Annotated in this window: 22 protein-coding genes; 5 read left to right on the top strand and 17 right to left on the bottom strand. The window is 57.8% G+C overall.

The window, feature by feature from the left end; all coding sequences use genetic code 11:
* Positions 1-161: 161 nt before the first annotated feature.
* Positions 162-1,517 carry a magnesium transporter gene (mgtE, locus tag R6W86_RS17005; protein ID WP_410330537.1) on the top strand — a complete coding sequence of 452 codons (1,356 nt, stop codon included), beginning with the start codon at positions 162-164 and terminating at the stop codon, positions 1,515-1,517.
* Here the strand turns inward: mgtE and R6W86_RS17000 are convergent.
* The 5 genes from R6W86_RS17000 to typA form a co-directional block, all read right to left on the bottom strand.
* The gene (locus R6W86_RS17000; RefSeq protein WP_410330536.1) at positions 1,510-2,370 is read right to left on the bottom strand and encodes a CYTH domain-containing protein; all 861 of its coding nucleotides are present in this window, start codon (positions 2,368-2,370) and stop codon (positions 1,510-1,512) included. The genes mgtE and R6W86_RS17000 overlap by 8 nt on opposite strands.
* Positions 2,371-2,468: 98 nt before the next feature.
* Positions 2,469-3,446, bottom strand: a complete 978-nt coding sequence (locus R6W86_RS16995) for a porin (protein ID WP_410330535.1) — start codon at positions 3,444-3,446, stop codon at positions 2,469-2,471.
* A gap of 508 nt (positions 3,447-3,954) precedes the next feature.
* On the bottom strand, positions 3,955-4,410 hold the full coding sequence (gene dtd / locus R6W86_RS16990) for a D-aminoacyl-tRNA deacylase (RefSeq protein WP_410330534.1): 456 nt from the start codon (positions 4,408-4,410) through the stop codon (positions 3,955-3,957).
* 83 nt (positions 4,411-4,493) lie between these two features.
* Positions 4,494-5,456, bottom strand: coding sequence for a prolyl aminopeptidase (gene pip, locus R6W86_RS16985; RefSeq protein WP_410330533.1), 963 nt, complete (start codon positions 5,454-5,456; stop codon positions 4,494-4,496).
* Positions 5,457-5,635: 179 nt separating this feature from the next.
* Entirely contained in the window at positions 5,636-7,447 is a 1,812-nt protein-coding gene (typA, locus tag R6W86_RS16980) for a translational GTPase TypA (protein ID WP_410330532.1), read from the bottom strand.
* 416 nt (positions 7,448-7,863) lie between these two features.
* Between typA and glnA the strand changes: the two genes are divergently transcribed.
* The 4 genes from glnA (at position 7,864) to glnG (ending at position 12,746) form a co-directional block, all read left to right on the top strand.
* On the top strand, positions 7,864-9,267 hold the full coding sequence (gene glnA, locus R6W86_RS16975) for a glutamate--ammonia ligase (RefSeq protein ID WP_410330531.1): 1,404 nt from the start codon (positions 7,864-7,866) through the stop codon (positions 9,265-9,267).
* Between the two features lie 177 nt (positions 9,268-9,444).
* Complete coding sequence (locus R6W86_RS16970; RefSeq protein ID WP_410330530.1) at positions 9,445-9,969, top strand: DUF4124 domain-containing protein; 525 nt, start codon at positions 9,445-9,447, stop codon at positions 9,967-9,969.
* A 252-nt stretch (positions 9,970-10,221) separates the two neighbouring features.
* Complete coding sequence (glnL, locus tag R6W86_RS16965) at positions 10,222-11,316, top strand: nitrogen regulation protein NR(II) (protein WP_410330529.1); 1,095 nt, start codon at positions 10,222-10,224, stop codon at positions 11,314-11,316.
* Positions 11,313-12,746 carry a nitrogen regulation protein NR(I) gene (gene glnG / locus R6W86_RS16960; RefSeq protein WP_410330528.1) on the top strand — a complete coding sequence of 478 codons (1,434 nt, stop codon included), beginning with the start codon at positions 11,313-11,315 and terminating at the stop codon, positions 12,744-12,746. Before glnL ends, glnG begins: the two co-directional genes overlap by 4 nt.
* Positions 12,747-12,896: 150 nt before the next feature.
* On the opposite strand, the gene R6W86_RS16955 is transcribed toward glnG, so the two are convergent.
* From R6W86_RS16955 to R6W86_RS16900, 12 genes are all read right to left on the bottom strand, one after another.
* Positions 12,897-15,878: a DUF6701 domain-containing protein gene (locus R6W86_RS16955; RefSeq protein WP_410330527.1), complete on the bottom strand. Its 2,982-nt coding sequence runs from the start codon at positions 15,876-15,878 to the stop codon at positions 12,897-12,899.
* Positions 15,875-16,306 carry a hypothetical protein gene (locus R6W86_RS16950; RefSeq protein ID WP_410330526.1) on the bottom strand — a complete coding sequence of 144 codons (432 nt, stop codon included), beginning with the start codon at positions 16,304-16,306 and terminating at the stop codon, positions 15,875-15,877. The genes R6W86_RS16955 and R6W86_RS16950 overlap by 4 nt, the downstream gene beginning before the upstream one ends.
* Positions 16,296-17,078, bottom strand: a complete 783-nt coding sequence (locus tag R6W86_RS16945) for a type II secretion system protein J (RefSeq protein WP_410330525.1) — start codon at positions 17,076-17,078, stop codon at positions 16,296-16,298. The genes R6W86_RS16950 and R6W86_RS16945 overlap by 11 nt, the downstream gene beginning before the upstream one ends.
* Complete coding sequence (locus R6W86_RS16940; RefSeq protein ID WP_410330524.1) at positions 17,078-17,575, bottom strand: type II secretion system protein; 498 nt, start codon at positions 17,573-17,575, stop codon at positions 17,078-17,080. The genes R6W86_RS16945 and R6W86_RS16940 overlap by 1 nt, the downstream gene beginning before the upstream one ends.
* Positions 17,572-18,051 carry a type IV pilin protein gene (locus R6W86_RS16935; protein WP_410330523.1) on the bottom strand — a complete coding sequence of 160 codons (480 nt, stop codon included), beginning with the start codon at positions 18,049-18,051 and terminating at the stop codon, positions 17,572-17,574. The genes R6W86_RS16940 and R6W86_RS16935 overlap by 4 nt, the downstream gene beginning before the upstream one ends.
* Before the next feature lie 95 nt (positions 18,052-18,146).
* Positions 18,147-18,611: a type II secretion system protein gene (locus R6W86_RS16930; RefSeq protein WP_410330522.1), complete on the bottom strand. Its 465-nt coding sequence runs from the start codon at positions 18,609-18,611 to the stop codon at positions 18,147-18,149.
* A gap of 44 nt (positions 18,612-18,655) precedes the next feature.
* A complete protein-coding gene (locus R6W86_RS16925) occupies positions 18,656-19,213 on the bottom strand; it encodes a prepilin-type N-terminal cleavage/methylation domain-containing protein (RefSeq protein ID WP_410330521.1) in 558 nt (185 codons plus the stop codon).
* A gap of 20 nt (positions 19,214-19,233) precedes the next feature.
* Entirely contained in the window at positions 19,234-19,758 is a 525-nt protein-coding gene (locus tag R6W86_RS16920) for a hypothetical protein (protein ID WP_410330520.1), read from the bottom strand.
* Position 19,759: 1 nt separating this feature from the next.
* On the bottom strand, positions 19,760-20,989 hold the full coding sequence (locus R6W86_RS16915) for a type II secretion system F family protein (RefSeq protein WP_410330519.1): 1,230 nt from the start codon (positions 20,987-20,989) through the stop codon (positions 19,760-19,762).
* The gene (locus R6W86_RS16910; protein WP_410330518.1) at positions 20,989-22,758 is read right to left on the bottom strand and encodes a GspE/PulE family protein; all 1,770 of its coding nucleotides are present in this window, start codon (positions 22,756-22,758) and stop codon (positions 20,989-20,991) included. Before R6W86_RS16910 ends, R6W86_RS16915 begins: the two co-directional genes overlap by 1 nt.
* Positions 22,759-23,883, bottom strand: coding sequence for a tetratricopeptide repeat protein (locus R6W86_RS16905; protein ID WP_410330517.1), 1,125 nt, complete (start codon positions 23,881-23,883; stop codon positions 22,759-22,761).
* Positions 23,880-24,719, bottom strand: a complete 840-nt coding sequence (locus R6W86_RS16900; protein WP_410330516.1) for an ExeA family protein — start codon at positions 24,717-24,719, stop codon at positions 23,880-23,882. Before R6W86_RS16900 ends, R6W86_RS16905 begins: the two co-directional genes overlap by 4 nt.

Raw genomic sequence — 24,719 nt, 5'->3', positions numbered from 1 at the left:
CAAACCCCTGTCTCTCTGTTATATTTCCGGTACTGTATACCGAACTCACCCATGACTGAACAGGCGATCTATCGAATGCTGCCACTGAGCACCTCCGGTCTTCCGAAGCATGTCGGTCATAGTGGTGACCCCCAAATGTTGTTCCTTAGGCGGCGCAGCTGATGTCTTATCTGGAGCCCGAATTCTATCAGCCTCTGTTTGAAGGGATCGCTAGCGACGATGAAGCTCAGATTCGGGCCGCCGCCGCCACCTTCAACGCAGCCGACCTCGCTGAATTTGCTGAAGAGAATCCCGGCCTCGATGAAGGAGTTCGACTGCTCAGGGCCCTGCCCAAAGAGCAGGGCGCCAAGGTGTTCGGTTACATAGGCCCGACCATCCAGGCGGTGATTGCGGATCAGCTCCCTACCCCGGATCTGGCGGAGCTGGTCACGGCCATGTCTTCGGACGAACGGGCCGATTTCTTCAATATTCTGACCGAGGACCGCCAGCATACCCTGTTCCAGTCACTGGCCAGCAAGGAACGGGAAGATCTGCGGCGGCTGGCAAGTTTTGAAGAGGGTACAGCCGGCGCCCTGATGAGCTCCGAATATGCTGTCGTCCATACCGGCATGTCTGCCAGCGAAGCCATCAACCTGCTCAGGAATACCGCGCCGGACAAGGAGACCATCTACCACGCCTACGTCATCGACAGCGACCAGAAGCTGGTGGGAGCGGTTTCCCTGAGAAATCTGATTACCGCCATGCCCGGCACCCCGGTCGACAAACTGATCGCCACCGGCCTGGTAACTGCCAGGACAGACACCCCACAGGAAGAAGTCGCCAGGCTGATTGCCCGATACGACCTGCTGGCTCTCCCCATTCTGGATCACGACGAGCGGCTGGTGGGCATTGTCACTTACGACGACGCCATGGATGTCGCTGAAGCGGAGGCAACCGAAGATATCCACAAGGGGGCAACGGTCGGCAAGCTGGATACCAAGCTGAAAAATGCCACACCCTTTTCCCTGTATCGCTCCAGGGTTCACTGGCTGGTGATCCTGGTGTTCGCCAATATCTTTACCGGCGCCGGCATTGCCTATTTCGAGGAAACCATCTCCGAGCACATCGCCTTGCTCTTCTTCATGCCGCTTCTGGTGGCCAGTGCGGGTAATGCGGGAGCCCAATCGGCTACGCTGATGGTTCGGGGCATGGCCACGGGCGATGTGTCCGTTGCGGACTGGGGCCGCCTTCTTGGCAAGGAAACCCTGGTAGCCGGCGCCCTTGGCGTTACCATGGCCGCGGCCGTCATGGTGGTGGGGTTTCTGCGGGCAGGTCCTGAAATTGCCGCAGTGGTCGCCATTACCATGATCACAGTAGTCATGATCGGAAGCCTGATCGGCATGCTCCTGCCGTTCCTGCTGGACAAACTCAGGATTGATCCTGCCACGGCGAGCATGCCACTGATTACCACCATTGCAGACGTCAGCGGCGTGCTCATCTACTTCAGTGTCGCCACTGCCCTGCTGGGGCTCAGTTGACAGCGGCCAGAGCGAGCTGCAGTTCACCCAGCCGCGGGAGGCGCCGGACAAGCTCCGCTACCGATGTACCGGAAGCCATTTCCTGCTGCAGCTCTTGCCAGAGCCCCTCAACCTTCGCCTCTACCGCAGCCTGATGTACCTGTGATAAAGCCGACTCTGAAAACCCGACCGGAGTCCCCAGAAGCCAACCCAGACTCAACTGATGCAGGAATTCCGTAACCGAAAGCTCATGGTCACCCTTCACAAGCTCCGGCCGGTAGAGTCCCGCCAAAAAATACCCCTGCTCGGCCTTGCTGACCAGGTTGAGAAACACCGGCACCTGCCCCGCCAGCTCTCTGGCCAGCTGCATCAGGACGTCCGCATTGCCGCCCTTGAGCTCGAACTCCACTTCGTTCAGGGCCACCGATTGATCGCCGCTGATGACCGTTCCCGAGTCCAGCACCACTTCCACCTCGGCCCCATTTTGTCGGACCATCCAGATACGGCGCTGAAAATTGGTTTCAAACACGACCTCAAGTTCCGCCAGGTTGACCCGATCAGCCAACGGTGTGTCCGCCAGCAGCCCGAGGCTCAGGTCCTGTCCCGGCAGCGGCCACTCCCACTCCTGCCGGCGGTGGGCACCGTTGACGAATTCTCCCCGGGTCTTGAGGGTCTGGATGAACTTGTCGCCGGCCTGACGGACTCTCAAGGCGGCTTTCTGATGATTCAGGTGGGCGGCTGGCGTATCGAAATAGCGGTTGATGAGTGATTTTTCACCGACATAGTCAGCGGTCCCGTGATTGGACAGCCAGGCCTGAACCTTTTGCTGGTCGGCTTCTGCAACCGTCAACTTGATCTCGAGTTCTTCTGCCATTTCAAGTTTCCTGTCGGGTTTTGACGGAGCATACGTAAAAAAACCGGCGACCCGAAGGTCACCGGTTTTTTAGACTACTTGATTAGCTGGTTAGCTGATCAGAAGTAGTATACGGCGCCAACTGCGGCAATGGACCGCTCGTCACCGCCGGCAGTAACACCGTCGGGGTCGTCATAGTACGTAGCCCCGTCCGCTCCAGACAGGTAACCTTCGACGTAAACATACATGTTGTCAGACAGGTTGTGCAGCGCCTGCAGAATCACAGTGTCGTTCTTGTCGCCAGTTACATCGTCATCGTTAACCTGGTAAGACAGCGCGAACTGGTTTGCGCCCAAGGTGTACGCACCGATAACGCCATAGATGTCCGCGACGTCTTTACGAGTCTGGTATTCACCAGTGATGCTCAAGTCGCCAGCGTTGAAGGTAGCGGCAAGACCATAGCTGTTCTCGTTGTTCGCATCATCAGCACCGTCGTTGCTGTCCATTGCAACAGATACTGACAGAGCGTCTACAGCATAAGTAGCAGCAAGTTGGTACGGGTAGGACTTCTTGGCATTAGCTGCGTCGCCGTCGCCATTTATCTGAACAGCGGCACCCAGAGTCAGACCACCGAAGGACGGAGTTTCATACTGAACCAGGTCGCCCTCGCCAGTTTCATAAACACCGAAAATGTCGGAACCAACTTCGTGGAAGTTACCGATCTTGACCACTGCCCGCTCATAAGTGGAGTCATCGGAGCCAACCCAGATCTTACCGAAGCTATCACCCTCAACACCGATGTAAGCTTCGTCCAGCTTATCGATACCGCTGCTGGCAGCCTTGTCATCAGCATTAATACCTTCAAGCTCCAGCTTCAGGAAGCCGGTGATACCCGGAGCGATTTCATGATCGTGCTTCACGCCCAGGGTAGTACCGTTATCAAAATGATCAACGGTAGAGCCAGCACCATCAACGTTGGTGTGGGTCAGAGCGTACTGAATGTTACCGTAAACGGTCGGCAGGTTGCTTTCCTGGGCTGCAACAGCGCCAGAGAAAGTAGCTGCTGCAATAGCAGATGCGATGAGCGTTTTTTTCATGTTGCGTCTTCCTTTTTGAGTTAACTCAGGTTTTAGCGACGGGTATTAATCCCGATTTATTAAGTTGTTCAGGCATCACCAGTCAGGCTGGATGAGCCGGATTCTCCATTATCTCCATGTCATTTTTATGACATCCAGATAACTTTTCTTCTTCTTTTGAAAACCTGCAGAACTGCAGATCTTTGTAGCTCAGTTACTTACAGCACTTTCTTAAAGCACTGAGTAATGAGTCTGTTTTAATACAAAGAACCTACATTTGCAAATTCCAAACAGTGCATTTTTAGCTTGTTTGGCACCAGAAAGGCAACCCTTTATAGCCAAGAGCACTGTGCACTTTTGTGACCGGCGTGTTACAAATACAAAGCCAACCACCATTTTTTTCTTTAAATTCAGACAACTAAAGCACTCGAAATTCTGTCCCGGGCCAAATATCAAACTGTTCGGGCTATCGTGCGCACCATCCACAAACACGCAGGCGGCCGTTGCCCAGCCATGGTGCAACGTCCGTTTATGACAAACCCGCAACCTCCAACATGAACGTGACCGGCCCATCATTGATCAACTGCACCTTCATATCCGCCCCGAAACGCCCTTCCGAAACCCGTTCAGACCCCAAGCTGTCTTTTGCCTCGCAGGCAAACTGGCAATAGAGTTCATTGGCAACATCCGGCTTTGCTGCCAGCGAAAAGCCCGGACGGGTGCCCGATCGGGTGTCAGCTGCGAGGGTAAACTGGGGCACAACGAGCAAGTCGCCACCGATGTCTTTCAGACTGCGGTTCATACGGCCCTGGTCGTCAGGGAAGATACGATAGGAAAGAATTTTTTGGCAAAGCTCCTTTGCCTCTGCGGCCCCGTCACCCCGCTCGACACCGAGCAGGAGTAAAACACCACGGCCTATGGCGCCGACAGGCTGGCCATCAACCGTGACACTGGCTTCCGATACTCTCTGGATGAGCCCTTTCATTCGTTTCCTGACTGACGGGGAAATTACGAATCGGCAAGAGTGTATCCCCACTCCCGGAAGACCGCAACCCAACAAATGCCTTTTTATCCGACCGGTTTCTCGCTTTTCGCAACCACTTCTTCCACGCCCCTTATCAGAGCATCGACAATGGCCGGCTCGGACGCGGAATGGCCGGCATCCCGGATGATCCTGAGGTCGGCTTCCGGCCAGGCATTGCTCAGCGTCAGGGCGTTATCCAGTGGACAGACCATGTCATAGCGACCATGAACAATGATCCCCGGGATATCGGCCAGCTTGTAGGCGTCCCTGACGATCTGGTCGGGTCCAAGGAAGGCGTTGTTCATGAAGTAATGGCACTCGATACGTGCCAGGGCGATGGCCACGTGGGGATGGGCGAAGTGTTCAACCACCCGGGGGTTGGGATTCAGGGTAGCGCACCGCCCTTCCCAGACCGACCAGGCCTTGGCCGCCTGAATCTGCTCCAGCTCGTTGATGCTGGTCAGTCGCCGATAGTAGGCGGAGACCATGTCAGCACGCTCGGACTCGGGGATCTGAGCTTTGAAATCCTCCCAGTAATCCGGGAACACCCGGCTGGCGCCTTCCTGGTAGAACCAGTGAATGTCCCGGGGACGGCAAAGGAAGATGCCCCGCAACACCAGCCCCGAAACGCGTTCCGGATGGACCTGGGCATACACCAGGCTCAGGGTTGAGCCCCAACTGCCCCCGAACAGCAGCCAGCGGTTAATACCCAAAAACTGACGGACCGTCTCCATATCCTCAACGAGCTTGTTGGTGCTGTTCCCTTCCAGCTCCGCCAGAGGTGTGGACCGGCCTGCACCGCGCTGGTCCATCAGAATGATCCGGAAACGTTCGGCATCGAAAAAGCGTCGGTGGTAGTCCTCGCAGCCGCCGCCCGGGCCGCCGTGCACCACCAGAACGGGGATGCCGCCGGGGTTGCCGCTTTCTTCTATATAGAGTTCGTGAGGCGGGTCGACGGCGAGGCGGTGTTGGGCGTTGGGGTGGATGTCGGGGTAGAGGGTGAGCATGGGCAAAACTCCGGCGTAAAGGCTTTAATGGGAGTTTGGCTGAAGATGGGGGGTGAAGAAAGTTTTCCTGGAGTCTGGTTGAAGATGGGGTCAGAAGAACGAGTTCTTCGGACCCCTGGGGGATAAAAAAGGGGTCAGATGAAAGCTTTCATCTGACCCCGATTTCCTACCGAGGCAGCTTACTTTTTGCCGGCGCGCTTGCGCTCGTTCTCGGTGAGCAGCTTCTTGCGCAGGCGGATGGACTTGGGCGTCACTTCCACCAGCTCGTCATCGTCGATGAACTCGAGCGCCTGTTCCAGGGTGTGCTTGATGGGTGGTACCAGGCCGATCACTTCGTCCTTACCGGAAGCACGCATGTTATCCAGCTTCTTGGCCTTGGTGGGGTTGATCACGATGTCATTTTCACGGCTGTGAATACCACACAGCTGGCCCTCGTAAATCTCGTCACCCGGCGCCAGGAAAAGCTTGCCACGACTTTGCAGGGTCTCCAGCGAGTAAGTCATCGCCGTGCCTTTCGCCATGGAGATCAGCACGCCGTTCTGGCGACCGCTCATTGCACCTTCCTTGATCGGGCCGTAGTGGCTGAAGGTGGAAGTCAGGATACCGGTACCGGAGGTCATGGTCAGGAAGGCGTTACGGAACCCGATCAGGCCACGGGCCGGGATGATGTATTCCACACGCATGCGGCCTTTGCCATCCGGGATCATGTTGGTCATCTCGCCCTTGCGCAGGCCGAGCTGCTCCATCACCGCGCCCTGATGCTGCTCTTCGATATCCACGATCACGTTCTCGTACGGCTCCTGCTTCACACCGTCGATCTCGCGGATCACTACTTCCGGGCGGCCAACGGCCAGCTCAAAGTTCTCCCGACGCATGTTCTCGATGAGAACCGACAGGTGAAGCTCACCGCGGCCAGACACCTTGAACTTATCGGCGGAGTCGCCCTCTTCCACGCGCAGAGCCACGTTATGCAGCAGTTCTTTTTCCAGACGCTCCTTGATGTTGCGGCTGGTGACGTACTTGCCTTCTTTACCAGCGAACGGAGAATCGTTCACCTGGAAGGTCATGGAAACGGTGGGCTCGTCCACGGTCAATGCCGGCAGAGCCTCCACGTTGTTCAGGTCGCACAGGGTGTCGGAGATATACAGCGGGTCCAGACCACTGACGCACACAATGTCGCCAGCCTGAGCCTCGTCAACTTCCACACGCTGCAGACCGGAGTGGCCCATGATCTTGAGAATACGACCATTACGCTTCTTGCCGTCAGTACCAAGAGCTACTACCGGGGTATTGGTCTTGACCGAGCCACGCGTGATGCGGCCAATGCCGATGACGCCCAGGAAGCTGTTGTAGTCCAGTTGGGAGATCTGCATCTGGAACGGGCCGTCCTGATCGACGGCAGGCGCGGGTACGTGGTCGACAATCGCCTGGAACACGGCATCCATGTTGTCATCCAGGTTTTCGTGCTCCATACCGGCAATGCCGTTCAGGGCACTGGCGTAAACAATCGGGAAATCCAGCTGCTCGTCGGTCGCACCCAGGTTATCGAACAGGTCAAATACCTGATCCACAACCCAGTCCGGACGTGCGCCCGGCCGGTCAATCTTGTTCACCACCACAATCGGGCGCAGGCCCGCTGCGAAAGCTTTCTGGGTAACAAAACGGGTTTGCGGCATGGGGCCGTCGATGGAATCCACCACCAGTAACACACTGTCGACCATGCTCATGACCCGCTCAACTTCGCCGCCGAAGTCGGCGTGCCCCGGAGTGTCCACGATGTTGATATCGTAGTCGTTCCATTTCAGCGCGGTGTTCTTGGCCAGAATGGTGATGCCACGCTCTTTTTCCTGGTCGTTGGAATCCATAACGCGCTCGCTTTCGAGCTCCTTACGATCCAACGTGCCTGACTGGCGCAACAACTGGTCAACCAGGGTAGTCTTACCGTGGTCTACGTGGGCAATAATGGCGACATTTCTGAGCTTATCAATCACAACGGGTTTCCTGAGGAAAAAATGAGCGGCGCGCAGTATATCGAAAAGTCGATGTCGTTAATATGAAGATTAATGCCTATTCTTTAACCAACCACTTGCGCACCGATATGACGCATCCGCCTCGACACCGCACCATGCTGGTGCACTATATTGGTGCGGAGCAGTAAGGGGCCGCCCCGACCTGCGCGCTATAACGGGCCGAAAGCCCCGTGGCTGCGCCGTTCTGGCGCAATCACAAAAAACTGGCAAGCCCCTTGCTTATGCTTAGCCAGCCGAAAATTATCAGGTAAGGGGTGCACGCTTTTGGTAAGCTGCCCGAACCCGAAAAACAGATCGGAACTCAGTCCTTCTGAACGATCCGGCACCACGAATATGAAATGCGCCCGCACCGCGGGATAACTTACGGAGCATGCACAATGTCCAAGACGATTGATTTGATTAAAGAGCACGAAGTCAAATGGGTAGACCTGCGCTTCACCGACAGCCGCGGTAAAGAGCAGCACGTGACTCTGCCGGCAACCGAGGTCGACGAGGATTTCTTCACTGACGGCAAGATGTTCGACGGCTCCTCCATCGCGGGCTGGAAAGGCATCAACGAATCCGACATGATCCTGATGCCGGTAGACGAAACCTCCGTGCTGGATCCGTTCACCGAAGAGACCACCATCAACATCACCTGCGACATCGTGGAGCCGACCACCATGCAGGGTTATGAGCGTGATCCGCGCTCCGTGGCCCGTCGTGCCGAGGAATACCTGAGGTCCAGCGGCATTGCCGACGGCGCACTGTTCGGCCCGGAGCCAGAGTTCTTCGTATTTGACTCGGTAAAATGGAACGTAGACATGCAGGGCGCCATGTACTCCCTGCACTCCGAAGAAGCTGCCTGGGTCTCCGGCGAAGACTTCGATCGCAACAACATTGGCCACCGCCCGGGTGTTAAAGGTGGTTACTTCCCGGTTCCTCCAGTGGACAGTCTTCACGACCTCCGTGGCGCCATGTGTGCCGCCATGGAATCCATGGGCCTGGAAATCGAGGTACATCACCACGAAGTGGGCACCGCCGGCCAGTGCGAAATCGGTGTTGGCGCCAACACTCTGACCCGCAAGGCGGACGAAGTTCAGATCCTGAAGTACTGCGTACACAACGTGGCCCATGCGTACGGTAAAACCGCCACCTTCATGCCCAAGCCGGTGGTTGGCGATAACGGCTCCGGCATGCACGTGCACATGTCCTTGAACAAGGATGGCAAGAACCTGTTCGCCGGCGACGGCTACGCAGGCCTGAGCGAGATGGCGCTGTACTACATCGGCGGGATTATCAAGCACGCCAAGGCCATCAACGCCTTCACCAACCCGGCCACCAATAGCTACAAGCGCCTGGTTCCAGGCTTTGAAGCGCCGGTCATGCTGGCCTACTCCGCCCGCAACCGCTCCGCCTCCATCCGTATCCCGTATGTGAACAGCCCGAAGGCACGGCGCGTGGAAGTGCGGTTCCCGGATCCGGCTGCCAACCCGTACCTGGCCTTCGCGGCTCTGATGATGGCTGGTCTGGACGGCATCCAGAACAAGATCCACCCTGGCGATGCCATGGACAAGGATCTGTACGACCTGCCCAAGGAAGAGGCCCTGAACATTCCTCAGGTTGCCACTACCCTGCAGGAAGCACTCAAGTGCCTGGAAGAAGACCACGAGTTCCTGACCCGCGGCGGCGTCTTCACCGAAGACATGATCGCCGGCTACATCGACCTGAAGCAGGGAGAAGTAGAGCGTCTGAACATGACCACTCACCCGGTCGAGTTCGAATTGTACTACTCCTGCTGATTGATCCGGTCTGGTATCGGAACCGCAGCAAGCCCCGCCCCGTGCGGGGCTTTTTTGTGCGAGGCCTCACACTCTCGCGCCCTTAACGATATGTAACCAATAAGGACCGGCCAGAGCGTTGAAAAGGCCTTACAGGCCGTTGATAATCAAATCAAACCATCGTTGCAGGTTACGGTTATGAACGCGAAGTACGGATTGGTGGCAGGTTTTCTTGTTTTGCTTTCGGCACCGGCCCTTGGCGAGGTGTACCGCCACGTGGACGCCCAAGGCAATGTCACCTTCTCCGACGAGCCGATTGAGGGTGGGGAAACGGTTGAGGTAAAACCGGTCACTACCGTCACCCTGCCCAAACCCCAGACCGTCCGCGAGACCGAAAAGCTCCGGGAAGAGGTGAAACGCGAGGGCGCGGTTTACGAGAGCGTCTCCTTCGTGCAGCCGCAGAATGAGCAGGCCTTTCAGAGCGGCAGCGGCGATGTTCGCTTCGAAGTCACCAGCACACCAGGACTGCAAGCCGGCCACAAGTATGAGGTCACGCTCGACGGCCAGCCCGTTGCCCAGACCAGCTCGGGCTCAGTGGTGGTGAACAACATTTTCCGGGGTACCCATGAGGCCCTGGTTCACATCGTGGACGAAAACGGCGTGCAGGTGAAAACCGGCTCCCCCATCACCTTTACCGTCCATCGCCCGTCAGTGAGAAACTGACCCTCTCAATTTTTCCGCACCAGTTTGGTGCGATTGCACCAGATAAAGGCCATACTCTGATCAGCAACAGGGCGGAATTGCCCGGTTGACCACCCTCTGGCCGATGTCATGCACCAGTGTACGGCACGCGGGCCGTGCCATGGCGGGCACAGGCCCCGCCTTTGCCCAGCTTTAGTGGCAAATTGGCCAAAGTGGTTCGGTTTTTGCAATTCCTACCCCGTCATCTTCAAAACGACACGACAGGAATTGCCCATGGCGTTCGCCTTCGCCAAAAACGACGGATACAAGATCATTCTCGACAGTCTGACTACTGCAGTTCTGGTGCTCGAAGACGACCTTAAAATCCGTTATCTGAACCCTGCTGCCGAGAGCCTGTTCGAAACCAGCCTCACCCGCAGCCACGGCCATCGGTTCAGTGAAATTCTGGCAGCATCCGAGGATGCCCTCAAGACCCTTTATGCCGCGCTGAAGAACGGGCAATCCTACACCCGCCGGGAGGCAGAGTTTGTGCTCACCAGTGGCGCAAGGCTCACTGTGGATTACTCGGTCACCCCCATTTCCCTGGCCCCAACAGAACTGCTCATCGAAATCCAGCCCCGGGACCGGTTGCTGCGCATCAGCCGGGAAGAGGACCTGATCTCCCAACAGGAAACCTCGAGAATTCTGGTCCGTGGCATGGCCCACGAGATCAAGAACCCGCTGGGAGGTATCCGGGGTGCGGCCCAGTTGCTGGACCGGGAGTTGAACGACGAGGACCAGCGGGAATATACCCGGGTAATCATCGACGAAGCCGACCGCTTGCGCAGTCTCGTGGACCGCATGCTGGGGCCGAACAAGGCGCTCAAATTCGCGCCCACCAATATCCATGAGGTACTGGAGCGGGTGCGGACATTGCTCGAGGCGGAAAGTAAAGGCCGGGTGACCTTCCTTAGGGATTACGATCCAAGCCTACCGGAGTTGTGGGCGGACAAGGAACAGCTGATCCAGGCCTTCCTCAACATCGCGCGCAACGCCATGGAGGCCGCTTTTGAGAACCAGACCGGGGCCAGCGATAAGGAACCACCCACCATCATGTTCCGGACTCGCGCCCTGCGCCAGTTCACCATCGGCCATAAACGCTACCGGCTGGCCTGCCGTGTGGACGTGATCGACAACGGCCCCGGCATCCCACCGGACCTGTTGCAGAACATTTTCTATCCGATGATCAGTGGCCGTGCCAGTGGTACCGGCCTGGGCCTCTCGATTACCCAGAGCATTATCGGACAACATCACGGGCTCGTGGAGTGTGAGAGCGAGCCCGGGAAAACGGACTTCATCATCTTCCTGCCTCTGGAGGAAAACCCATGAGCCAACCGGCGAACGTCTGGATCATAGACGACGACCGCAGCATTCGCTGGGTGCTGGAACGCGCCCTGAACCAGGCTGGCATGCATCCCCGGGTCTTTGACAGCGGCGAAAGCATCATGACCCGCCTGGAGCACGAACACCCCGACGCCATCATCAGTGATATCCGGATGCCGGGCGTGGACGGCATCACCCTGCTCTCACAGATCGTGGAAGCACATCGGGATGTACCCGTGATCATCATGACCGCACACTCGGACCTCGAAAGTGCGGTCACCAGTTACCAGACCGGCGCCTTCGAATACCTGCCCAAGCCCTTCGATGTGGACGACGCCGTGGCCCTGGTCAAGCGTGCGGTCGCCCATAGCCACGAACAGCGGGCCAAGTCCGAACCGCAGACCGAGAGCGTCCAGCGTAATACGGAGATCATCGGTGAGGCGCCGGCGATGCAGGAAGTCTTCCGCGCCATAGGCCGGCTTTCGCATTCCAATATCACGGTACTGATAAACGGCGAGAGCGGTACCGGCAAGGAACTGGTGGCCCAGGCCCTGCACAATCACAGTCCCAGAGCCAAGCACCCGTTCATTGCTTTGAACATGGCCGCCATCCCCAAGGACCTGATTGAATCCGAGTTGTTCGGTCATGAGAAGGGCGCCTTTACCGGTGCCAGCGCAGCCCGTCAGGGACGCTTCGAGCAAGCCAACGGCGGCACCCTGTTCCTGGACGAGATCGGGGACATGCCGGCGGACACCCAGACCCGACTGCTGCGGGTCCTGGCGGACGGCGAGTTCTATCGTGTTGGTGGCACCACCCCCATCCAGGTGGACGTGCGCATCATCGCCGCCACGCACCAGGACCTGGAAAAACTGGTCCAGGCCGGCAGCTTCCGGGAAGACCTGTTCCACCGTCTGAACGTGATCCGGGTACACCTGCCCAAACTGGCGGAGCGACGGGAAGATATCCCCCGACTCATGCAACACTTCCTCAAGCGAGCCGCCAAGGAACTGGCCGTGGAGCCCAAGATCCTGCGCCCGGATGCCGAGGAATACCTCACCACCCTGCCCTGGCCCGGCAACGTCCGCCAACTGGAAAACACCTGCCGCTGGCTGACCGTCATGGCCAGCGGCCGGGAAATCCACATCGATGACCTGCCGCCGGAACTGCTGCACCAGGCCGAAACCGAAACCACCGCCACCGGCCAGACCTGGCAGGAAGGCCTGCGCAACTGGGCCGAGCAGGAACTCAAACGGGGCAAGAAAGGCATTCTTGATACTGCCATCCCCGAATTCGAAAAAATCATGATCGAAACCGGCCTCAAACACACCGGCGGCCGGCGCAGGGATGCCTCCATTCTTCTGGGTTGGGGAAGGAATACGCTGACCCGGAAGATCAATGAACTGGGACTGGATCACCCGGAGAACGAAGAGGACTGAACCGAAGGGATAGTAACTGCCAGGAAGCCCCAAGGTCAGACGTAAACTCCGGGGTCAGATGAAAGCCTTCATCTGACCCCATTTTCATCCGAGACCTAGGCGACACAACCTAACCCGGGGTCAGAAGAAAGCCTTCTTCTGACCCCACCTTCACCGCTCCCGCCAATAAACAATCCGGTCATTTCCCCGAAACACCCCGAACGTCGCCGTCGCGGAGGGATCCTCCAACGCACCATCCTGATTCCAGTCACCCTCGAGCCAGATAGGCATCTCCCAGATAAGTGTATCGGTGCCACGATCACCGTTGGGCTCCAGAACCAGCGATCCACCAACGCCACCGGACAACGTCGCGGAGTCGGCCACCAGAGCATGATAAGCCTCCGGATCAGCAATGTTCGATGTACTCCAGGGCGTACAGCTATCATCAATGTTTGTCACGAATCCCGAACCGTTCCAGTACTCTGCGGAAAAAGGCATGAATAACTCATCCAGGGTTTCAGGACCGTAGACGTTTTGCATTTGCAGGCTGCCGTAGCGGATTTCAAATGACGCCACGGGGTTAATCGAAGCTGCCCCGCTGGCAGCAACACCATCGGAATCTTCAACATTCACGATCCGAACGGTAAGGTCGGGCGTAAAGGGGGCCTGGATCGAGTCTATAGACTTCTGATACAGCCAACGATCCCCCCCTGAGAACTCGAAGGACATTACTCCTGGAGCAACCGCAGAAAGGCTGCCCGGCTCCAGAGTGACCGAAACGGGGTAATTCAATCCTGACACTGTGGTGGCAGTATTATCGGTCACCGGTTCGGTTCTTTGTACATCCGTGGCATTCAACTTTTGAAAACCGGGCACTGTATAGTTTGTTGTGACGTAGTTGCCTGGGCCATAGGCCGTGATGGTCAACTGGGGCGCAATTGACCAGCTTCCGGGCTGCCCTGAATATGTGAATGCCGCGGTGGCGTCGCAAAACGGCGCCATTTCGCCCGGATCCACGACTATCTCAAAACGGTCCGGTATGAAACGCCCGACTGGTCCGGATCGCCCTTCAATTGCCGGAGAAATCCCCAGATAACTGGTATTGGTGGCGGCCAGATCAATGATGCCGACCTCATTCCAACTGAGGTCGGCAACAGAAGCCTTACCACCAGAGAAATTACTGCCCTGAAGGGTCGTTGTTCCCGCCAAAGTCCCGCCTGATTCTCCAGCGGGCTGAAGAAGGTCCTGAGTAATTTCCGCACCCTGGGGGTTACCTTCAGCACCATAGGATTGCAGCGGACTGCCCTGCCACCCCAGTGCCGTAACGATAAGCTCAAAAGCCTGGCCAGCCTTACGAAAAACCACTCCTACCGCAGTGGCAGCAGCAGGGTTATCGGTTATCTCGACCCCAAATCGATCAGGCCTTACCGTCCAAATCGAACTTTCGCCCACAACAGGCAAGGGGGTGCCCTGCTCATCAACGACAAATCCCGAAGTCGTATCGACCAAGCTCAGGTGGTACTGCCCCACATCGGTGGTCTGAAGCGTCAAGGGCGCCTCGCCGGCGTCAAATTCAAGCAGTAAATTTGCAGACCCTGGCCGAGCATCGGGAGGCGACACGGAAGCCAGGCCGGTATCCAGGGCCGGGGCTGCACCGCCCGCATCGTCTCCGGTCCTCCCCAGCCATGCCGTTACACTGACCTGACCATCGTACTCCGTGATCAGACCGCACTCGGAGCTGTTGACAGGGTCACGCCGGACTGCCTTGACCACAAAGGCATGATCCCGTTCAGCAACGATATCCAGAGCGTTTGCATCGATACTCTCAATTACAAAACCATTTTCCTGAAATCGAACAACTGAAGACGCACTTTGCACGCCCAACAAAGGATCATTCACTCGGATTCGGAGTGCGTCTGCGGTGGGATTGGCAAGGTAAAGACTGATCGACCCGTTATCAGCTGAAACGAACTCGTACCCCGCCTGACCATCATTGTTCAGGTCGGGGTTAGGAGAGAGAACACCTTCAAGCTGGCCTGATGGCCCCTCGGACCAATTCCCGCTGCCAGAGGTCGTCGTGAGAGCAATGGTCCCTATGTAATCATCAAGGATTATATTGCTGTCATCGCGGGCACTGACTACCACCTCCACCGGTGCGCAAACACTCCCTGCGGCGGCCACATCAATCTGAAAATGGTCCAGACGATTCACAACCGGTTCAATGGTTGCAACCCCTGCCTGTGAAGAGAGTTGCCCATATTGAATACCCGAAGAATCTCTCGCATTGCCAATAATAACGAAAAACTGCTTATCAACCTGGTCACCGGTTCGAAGGGTCGGGACGCTCAGCGTGATCTGAGTCTGGCCAGTGGGAACGGTGAGAGTTCCCTCTGAAAACTCATAGTCCTGACCTTGCAGCGCAGAAAGATCCTGGGTCTGATAATCAATCAGAACATCACGGTCAGCCGGGGTTTCGAGGCTAACGGTAAAGGTCGCGAGCTCACCCTGGGATACTGTGACGTTATTGATTCCTATAACAGGTCCGTCCACTACACCTGTGTCGTTAGTTTCCTGTTCCGTTTCCTTCCCGTCCGAGGCCCCTGATCCAAGCCCCCAATCACCGGTCCCGTCCGGCGAACGCCGAGCATACTTGCCGCTCTCACCACCGGTCAGCTCCAGCTCGTTGTCGAAGGGCAGGTCCGCAGACTCTGCCGGGCACTCCGGATCCTCTGCGGACACGGCATTGCCGACTCTGACGTAATCGACAGTCCGCCCTTCCTTGTCGATCAGGCGGACATCCATTCCCTGTAGGTCAAGGGTTGGAATATCATTCTTATTGACGTACCTCAGCAACCACAGACTTCCGCCCTCGGTTGCCTCCGGCAGGGCTAACGTTCCACTGCAACTGCCGTTGGCGAGACAGAACTCTATTTCCCACGGATCGCTGGCGCTCCAAACCAAAGAACTGGAAAGGCGTTTCACTTCGATAAATTTGAAATTGTTCTCATCAACGATTTCATTGATTGACGCAAGCCCCGCGAACGGTGAACATTCCGCCCAAACCTTACCGACAGGCACTGAGGCGATAAAACTGGCAAGACACCACCGCAAAAAAAGCTGACACCAATTTCCACGACTCCGAACCATTCTCATCGGACTCTCACCTCCACAGTACGCCGGGCCAACTCATTTCCACTACCGCACTCTCCGGTACTCCCCAGCGTGTAAAGACGATTTCCTCCGCTTCCCGGTATTGGAAGTGGTGCTGTCGCACTGCACTGGATTTCCGCGCTGCACTCCTTCAGGCCGCCAACAGAGAAATCCACCGAAGCCGGAACAGCCGCACAGCCTCCACCGCCCAGCACCTCAGCCACCCCCAACTGGGCACCGCTTTCAGCGGCGTGAAAGGCCCGCTGAGACAGGACCTGCAGGCTGATGGACTGACCGGTACCCTGCTGAAGCTGGGCCATACCAGCCACCAGAAGCGCCAGCACTGTGATGACAAATAGGGCAATCGGCAGGCCAATTCCTTTCTGATGGCAAATTGCCAGATGTGAGTGTGAACGGAGATCAGGGTACATTGCGAATCTGTACCTCCTGGCTCACGGGTGTCGATTCTCCGCTGTGGGGATCTTCGAGAGTGAAGGAGAAACTCACCAAGGCCCCTCGTTGGAGCGTTGGCGGATTGAAGGAGAAATCCATTGCTCCTGTCAGGTTTGCGGCCAGCACCTCACGGGTTCCTGTGACCGGCGGAGCCGGCTGGACCGGGTTGGAACCGTAATCGCTGTAACGGTATAGGAAACGTCCACTCTGGCATAAGCTGACGGGGGTGCCGATCACAAACAAGCGCCGCTCGGGAGATCGCTGGCTGAACCGATGGGCAGCGGACAAATTAATAACGGCAGGGGAAACGCTGTTGTCGATGCTACTGATCAACGGACTGACAACGCCCGGATTGCTGGTGCTGTAAAGGTCATTAACCGTGGTTGAGCCATAGCCATAGATCAGCGCACGGGCATCACCCAGCGACGGAACACTGGCAAAAGGTGCGACATCGATCTCATCAAAGCCAGGCCCCCGGGTTAGCCCAATATAGGAGGTTGCCGACAAGACCGGCAGCCACTCAATACAGGATCCGGAGGTACGGAGTGAAAGCGGAAACGCGTGCCGCAACTCCCGGGATACCTGTTCACTGACCACCACACCCTGCAGAGCACGCTTCTGCCGCGATCCGACATCCAGGGCGCCCTGAGTCGACAGAGTGACAAACTGGACCGATATCGTGGCGATGATCGCCAACAACACGATCACCATCACCAGTTCAACGAGGGTAAAACCGGCTGACCGTCGCATCAGAAATTCGCCCGGTAGGCGGTGAACAGCCAGTCCTGGCCGGAGGGATCGGTGATGGTGATGTCAATGCGCTTGGCTTCCTGCTCGGCAACACCGACTTCGGATCCGGCACAGGCAACTGCAACCGTTACCGCAAAGCCGCCGTAACCAGAGAGATCATTGCCTTCCCCATCTTTCGGCGGAGAGTCCGACAGACCATCGTAATCGTCGGCGTCATCATAGGTGGGTCGAGTCTCGCCATCCGGGCCAGCCGTGGTGCAGTCTACATCGCCCGATGGTACCTTGCCGCCACCCACTGGCGTGGACTCGTCATAATAGCGGGTGAGAATCTCATCCATGTACAACTGGGAGAGAGTTATGGCGCGGGTCTGGTTCAGCGGGTCCGCACTCCGGCCACTGATCACGGAAAAAGCCCCGACCACGCCGGCGATGGCGACGCCGAGCACAATAATCGTAATGATCAGCTCAACCAGTGTAACGCCCAACTGCCACTTCACTGGCAGGCTCCCTGATAGACCGCACCCAGGGAACTCAGGCACAAATTGAACTGACTGGACCCGGTAATACGGAAATCGATATTTTCGCGGGCCACCGGGGCTGCGATCCGACCCAGTACGTCGAACGACACGGTTAATCCGGCTGCGGGAATCGTCAAAAAGATGCCGCCACTGAGCCGGTAACTCATCGAAGTGCCCTCGCGGGAGAGGGTGAAGGTATCACCCCCGGCATCAAACTCAAGTTTGTCCGATAACTGCCGAATGACCACACTTTTGGAGGAATTCCCCGCCAGCGCTGCCTGTTGGGCAAGCAGCGTGGCGGAGGAGAGTTGCTGGGTGGCCAGCAGAGGGGAAAAGGCGGAGCGGTTCGCGAATAGTCCAATGCCAACAGCTGCCAGCACTGCCGTCAGGATAACGACTATAACCAACTCAACGAGGGTGAAGCCACGAGCCCGTGCAGCAACAACCTTTCCCACCTTACCCTTCAGAATCACTGTGCTGAAACCCGGACTATTCAATGAGGTAAGTCTGGAGCAGACCGCCCGAATAACCGCAAGCTACGCAAATAACATCACACACAATCATCGGTGAGAGTATTGGAGACTTTCCCCGTAGTCGCGGAGTAATCAAACGAACACTCTCCTGCGGTTCCATCTCCATCTGCATCAGACGTCGAGTCAAATCCATTTGGCGTAATTGAACCAGCAGTGATGGAGAAATCATCGGATAATTGTGCCGCCTCCATGATTCCCGCAGCGTCCGCAGTCGGATAGCCCTCTGCACTCATGGTCACATTGGTACCATCCATGTCCACGGGAGATGTCCGATCATTGGCTAGCCAACCTGAATGAGCAATGCTCGAAGCTGATTTAACTGCTCCAATCGCACCTTGCAGACTAGCGGTACGAGCCTGACTTCCCAGGTCAACAAACCGTGGCAAAGCAAACGCCGCCAGAATCCCCAGGATCACAATCACCATCACCAGTTCAATGAGGGTAAAGCCATTCTCTTTCCTGCTTTGAATCATGTTTTTCATGTCTCTACTCCGCTCTCAAATTGCTCTTATCGTTACTGAATGAATCAGTTCACATTAGTGCTTACTTCACCGGTATCGGCGTTATAAACAATCTCTTTAGCGTTTGCTGTACCATCCTGCCCATCGAGCGTATAGGTAAAAGTACACTCGGGTGCTGTTGCGCTGGTCAGGTAATCCACATCACCGGAAGTCGCTACGCTTGGTGCATTGGACTGCAGCAACGCTTCCCACAAGTCAACACATCTGTCAGCGGTAATGGCGGTCGGATCGTTTGCCCCATCGACGGATACCGGCCAGCCATCAGCATTCACGTCTATATCATTATTACCGAACCCCTGTACGTCGTCTGCAATACCGGTGAGGCCGTTGGTGACCCACTGAGCCTTGACCAGTGCCACACTTGCTGACAGAGCGCCAGAAATTGCCTTCACACTGGACCGATGCGCCTCCTCGGAAAGCTGCGCAAACCGCGGCAGTGCAAACGCCGCCAGAATCGCCAGGATGGCAATGACCACCACCAGCTCGATCAGGGTAAAACCCCGGCTGGTTCGCTGAACATTCATAACAGTCCCTTTAGCTGATTTATCAGTGAATTTTCTCATATCTGCCACTAACCCCATAGTTAATAGAGTTTTCTCTGATCAAAATTCACACGATTTAACACAAGCCCACCCGCTCTGCGTTCGGGAATTCTTGCCGGTCGGGTAAACTCCGGTTCCACACGCCAAAAAAGCCACTCCGCCTGTTCCGGGCCACCATCGATTCCCGGGAACTCCGCCCACCTAGACCGGTACACCAATACCCGATCGTCCCGACTGAAACACCAGATACCTTTCCGGTGTTCCGCCCCGCTGCAATCGCCACCCCAGTTCATCGGGGCTGACTGCAGCAAGTTCACTGGATTGAGGCCTTGCCAATCCTCTAACCTTCCGCCGGTCAACATGACCTCGGCACCTTTTACCACCAGTGCGCTGCGGAGCTGGTTAAGCATCAGCTGCACACTTTGCCGCTCCGCCTGTGCGGCGGTGCGTTCAAGGGACACGAGCAGTGCGCTGACTGCCATTCCCAGCAGGCAAAATGCCACCAACCAAAGGAACCGGCGGTGGTTGTCCTCCCCCACATAGCCCACGGCGTTGACCGTAGCCAACTCAGCCTCCCCCCATGGCTGCCGAGCCGAGATCCCAGATCGGCAGGAATACGCCCAGCGCCAGGATCAGCACAAGAATGCCTATGGCAACGATCAGGATCGGCTCGATGGACTCCGCCAGCCGCTTGAGGCCGTAATCGATGTCCTCATCGTAGAAATCCGCCACGCTGGTGAGCATGTCGTCCACTGCCCCGGTTTCTTCCCCGACCGCAATCATCTGCAGTATCAGGGGTGTGAACATGTCGCTTTGCCGCGCGGTTCGCAGCAGACTTTCACCCCGCTCGATCCCTGCGCGCATATCCCGGATGTGCATGGCGATCCAGGCGTTATCGGTGGCCTCCCCGGTAACCGTCAAAGCGTGGTTGACCGGCATGCCGGCCGCCAGCATGGAAGCCAGGTTCCGGGAAAACCGGCTCAGGGTGATCAATTCCAGCAGGTTACCGATTACCGGGAGCCTCAACTTGTAGCGATCCCAGGTGAGTTTGCCCTGCTCTGTCTGTTTCCATTGCCTCACCAGGAGCCCACCCGCAGCGATCGAGAACAGCACCACATACCAGTAACCGAGCAGGAAATTGGAAGTGCCCACCAGCACTTGGGTCAGGAACGGCAGATCCGCCCCCAGCTTGTTGAAAACCGCGGCGAACTTGGGAATTACCAGGAAGTTCACAACCATCAGGGCCGCCAGCAATGCCACCACCACGAACGTCGGATAACGCATGGCCTGTTTAAGCCGGCGCTTGGTATCGCGTTCCAGTTCCAGGATGTCCGCAAGACGTTTGAAGGCGTCGTCCAGCCGGCCGGTATTCTCACCTACGTGGATCATGGCCACGAACATGTCGGAGAAAACCTGCGGGTGGGCCTGCATGGCCGTGGCCATGGCAGTTCCACCTTCAAGCCGTGCCGTAACGTCGTCCAGCACTTCCGCCAGCACCGGCGACCGGGAAGTCTCCGCCAGCCCTCGCATGGTCCGGATCAGCGGGATGCCGGCCCGGGTCAGCGAGTGCATCTGGCGGCTGAAAACAATCAGCTCATCGAGACTCACGCTGCCACGGAAAATAGCCAGACGGTTGACCCGGTCGGACAACGACCGGGCCTCGGCCTGTTCACGGATCGTCAATGGGGTGATCCCCCGGCGCATCAATTCGGCGGCGGCCGCATCGGCATTGCCTGCAACCAGTATGCCTTGTTTGAGGCTGCCATTGTCATCCTTACCCCGGTAGGAGAATTGCATCAGGCACCGCCTCCCAGAGGTTCATCCGGCCCCGGAAACTCGTCCTCGTGCGGGAAGTCGCCTTCCGAGGTGACCGCCACACGGGCCACCTCTTCCAGGGTGGTTACGCCCCGCAAGGCATAGTCCATGGCGCACCACCCCAGAGGCCGATAGAGACGGTTTTTTCTGGCCGCCCGGCTGAAGGCGGAAACGTCTTTCTGACGCAGTGCATTGAGCATTGTCTCGTTCATCTCGAGCATCTCGTAAACCCCGATCCGTCCCTTGTAGCCCGTATTGCTGCACTGGTAGCAACCGCGGCCGTGGACAAACCCGGCTTCCCGGTCGAGGGGATCGAGATCGAAGGTTTCCAGCCACACACGTTCCTGCTCGCTGGGCTCATAGGGTGCGGAGCAGTTCTCGCAGACCCGGCGCACCAGGCGCTGGGCCACCACCCCGAGCAGGGAACTGGACACCAGGAATGGTTCGGCACCCATGTCGATCAGGCGCATGGCGCTGCTGATGGAGTCGTTGGTGTGGAGTGTTGAAAGCACCAGGTGACCAGTCATGGCCGCGCGCAATCCGATCTCCACGGTCTCCCGGTCTCGCATCTCCCCCACCAGCATGATGTCGGGATCCTGGCGCAGGCCGGCGCGAAGCACATTGGCAAACTCCAGGCCGATCCGGGGATGGACCTGCACCTGGGTAATGCGGGGCAGACGGTATTCCACCGGGTCTTCGGCGGTAATGATCTTCACTTCCGGACGATTCAGCTCACTCAGAGCACCATACAGAGTAGTGGTCTTGCCGCTACCGGTTGGCCCGGTCACCAGGATCATGCCATGGGGCTTGCGGATCATCCGCCGGAAACGCTGGAGGAGCTCTTCGGGCATACCGATGCTGTCCAGGTCGAGCAGGCCCTGGCTCTGATCCAGCAGACGCATCACTACGGACTCACCGTACTGGACCGGCATGGTAGAGATCCGCACGTCAATGCTGCGGCCCTTGACCCGCACATTGAACCTCCCGTCCTGAGGCAGGCGCTTTTCAGAGATATTCAGGCCGGCCATCAGTTTCAGGCGCAGGACCAGCGCGGCGTTGACCCGCTTTTCCTTCATCACATGCTCTTGCAGCACACCGTCCACCCGCTGCCGGATCCGGACCACGGTCTCATCTGGTTCGATGTGGATGTCAGAACTGCGGGCCTGCACCGCATCCTCGAACAGGGTCTTGAGCAGGCGCACCACTGGCGCGTCTTCGCTTTCCGGTTCCGCCGACATGCTGGCCAGATCAAAAGCATCGTCGGAAAGCTCGTCTTCCAGCTCTTCGGCCAGGGATGCGATTTCTTCCGTGCGACGATAGACGAGATCAAGTGTGGAGAGCAGTTCGCTTTCCCGCACCACCGCCTGACGGATCGGCTGCCTCAGCACGCGCACCAGTTCATCGTAGGCAAAGATATCCAGCGGGTCAGCCATACCCACCAACAGCTCACCGTTTTGCTCGTTCAACACCAGGGCACGGAAACGGCGGGCCATGGCTTCCGGCAACCGGCGCACCAATTGCTCATCAAAGCGGAAGTGGCGCAGCTGGACGAACGGCAGGTCCAGCTGCCGCGACAGCATATTGAGGATGGTGTCTTCATCCACATAGCGGAGATCCACCAAGGTCTTGCCCAGCTTGCGGCCACTGTTTTTCTGCTCCCGCAGAGCGGTCTGCAGCTGCTCCTCGGTAATGACGTCATTCTGCACCAGCAGGTCGCCAAGACGGAGCTTTTTCTTTGGTTCCGTTGCCATTCAGCCTGCCTGTAGTTGCTTCAAACGTTCACGAACATAATCCGCCAGGGACGGTGACAGCCCCGGCAGTACGGCGGCCTGGGTATAGGCCCGCTCGGCGCTGGCAGCTTTGCCTTGGGATTCCAGGGCTATGCCAAGGCCTACCCACCATGCGGCACGACTGTCATCTGTCGTCAGCAGTGCGGTCCATTGTTCAGCAGCCGCCCCACTCTCGCCGGCCTGTTGCAGTAAGGTTGCCAGGGTTACCCGGTATTCGATATTTCCCTCCAGGGGCGGTACCTGGCTGCGCAGCACCGCGACCGCACCAGCCAGTTCACCGGTAGTCAGCAAGGCTCTGGCACGGAGCAAGCGCAATTCGGGCACAGCCATCACCTTCGGCGCCGACAGCCAGGCCAGGGCAATTTCCGGCTGACCTTCCACCAGCAGGGCTCTTGCCAGGGTCGCTCGGCTCACGGGAGCCTGCTGTTCCGCCAGCAGTGACCGCAATCTTTCACCGGCTTCCCGGAAACGGCCTTGCCTGAGCAGAGAGGTCAGCTCGCGGCTCACTCGGCGGTCAATACTCTCCGGGGTCTCACGCACTTTTTTGACTTGTGTCGGTTCGGTTTCGGGCTCAACCGGTTGCGACTGGCCGACCTGTGGATTCTCCGATTCCGGCCGGGTGTTTTGGGCTACTTGTTTTTCAGGGGCCGGCACCGGCTCGGGAGCGGGCTCTGGCGCATTTCCGGGCGCGGTTCCCGGTGCCTCTTCAGCCACCTTCGTGGCGACCGGCTCGGGGTCTTTGATCTTTATCGGTTCGGTGACTGGCTTTTCAGCCGCAATCTCCGCACCCCGATCCTCTGGTGCCTGATTAACAGCGGACTCCGTGGATTTGTTCTCAGATTGCGCCGCAACCGGCGGCAGCGAATCCGGCGCCGTTGCATGTAAGGTTTCCGGAACGCCCTGGTTGCCGGCAAGCAGGGCGTAACCGGCCACCGACGCCAGCACAACCACCAGTGAACTGAGCACCAGCACCCACCGGTTTTTTCTGGCCGGCACCACGTAACCCTGGCCGGTGTATGCAGCGGGCGCGTCCGGTTTCTGCTGGCGTTGCTCCGCGGCGCGGAGTGCGTCGTTCAGCAGGCTCATAACCACCTCGCCAACAGGCCAGGCTGCTTGGCACTTTCGGTATCCCGGATGGCACTGAGCACGTGGGGCCGATTTACCTGCCGGCTGCCCTGTCCCCACGCCGCCAGCATGGCTTTGTGAGCCAGGATATTCACCAGCCTGGGAACCCCGCCGGAAGCCCGTGTAATCAGTTTCAATGCCCCAGGGACAAACAGTTCCCCCCCGTTGTAACCTGCCTGAGTCAACCGGTGGCGCAGGTAGTGGCTGACAGACTCCCGGTCGAGGGCATTCAGTTGGTACTGAAAGGTGATGCGCTGGCGCAACTGGCGTAGGCTTTGCTTGCCAAGTACCGCGTCCAGTTCCGGCTGTCCGAATAGTACCACCTGCATCAACTTGGTTCTTTCGGTTTCCAGATTGGTGAGCAATCTCAGTGCCTCAATGGTGGCCTCTGGCATCGCCTGGGCCTCATCAATCACCAGCACCACCGGCTGCCCGGCCATGGCCAGCTCGATCAACCTCTGGTTCAGGGCCTTGAGTACCTGATGAGTATTGGCACAGCGGGTCGCATCCACACCCAGTTCCTCGGCCACCGCCTCGTACAGGGTTTCCGCCGACAGGTGGGGGTTGGGGATGTAAGCCGTGCTGGCCTTTCCATCCAGGTTGTTCAGCAGCAAGCGACACAGCAGGGTCTTGCCGGTGCCCACTTCACCGGTGATCTTGATAAAACCTTCCCGCTCCTGCAGCGCCACCAGCAACAACTCAAGCGCATCGGCATGACTGGGCGCCCGCAAGAAATAGCGGGTGTTGGGCGTCAGTGCGAACGGCGCTTCCTGCAGTCCGAAATGGGTTTCGTACAT

It is taken from the genome of Marinobacter sp., from assembly GCF_046484525.1.
Lineage (GTDB): Bacteria > Pseudomonadota > Gammaproteobacteria > Pseudomonadales > Oleiphilaceae > Marinobacter.
Note: the sequence above shows the minus strand (reverse complement) of the source record. Positions and strands in the feature narration are given on the sequence as shown.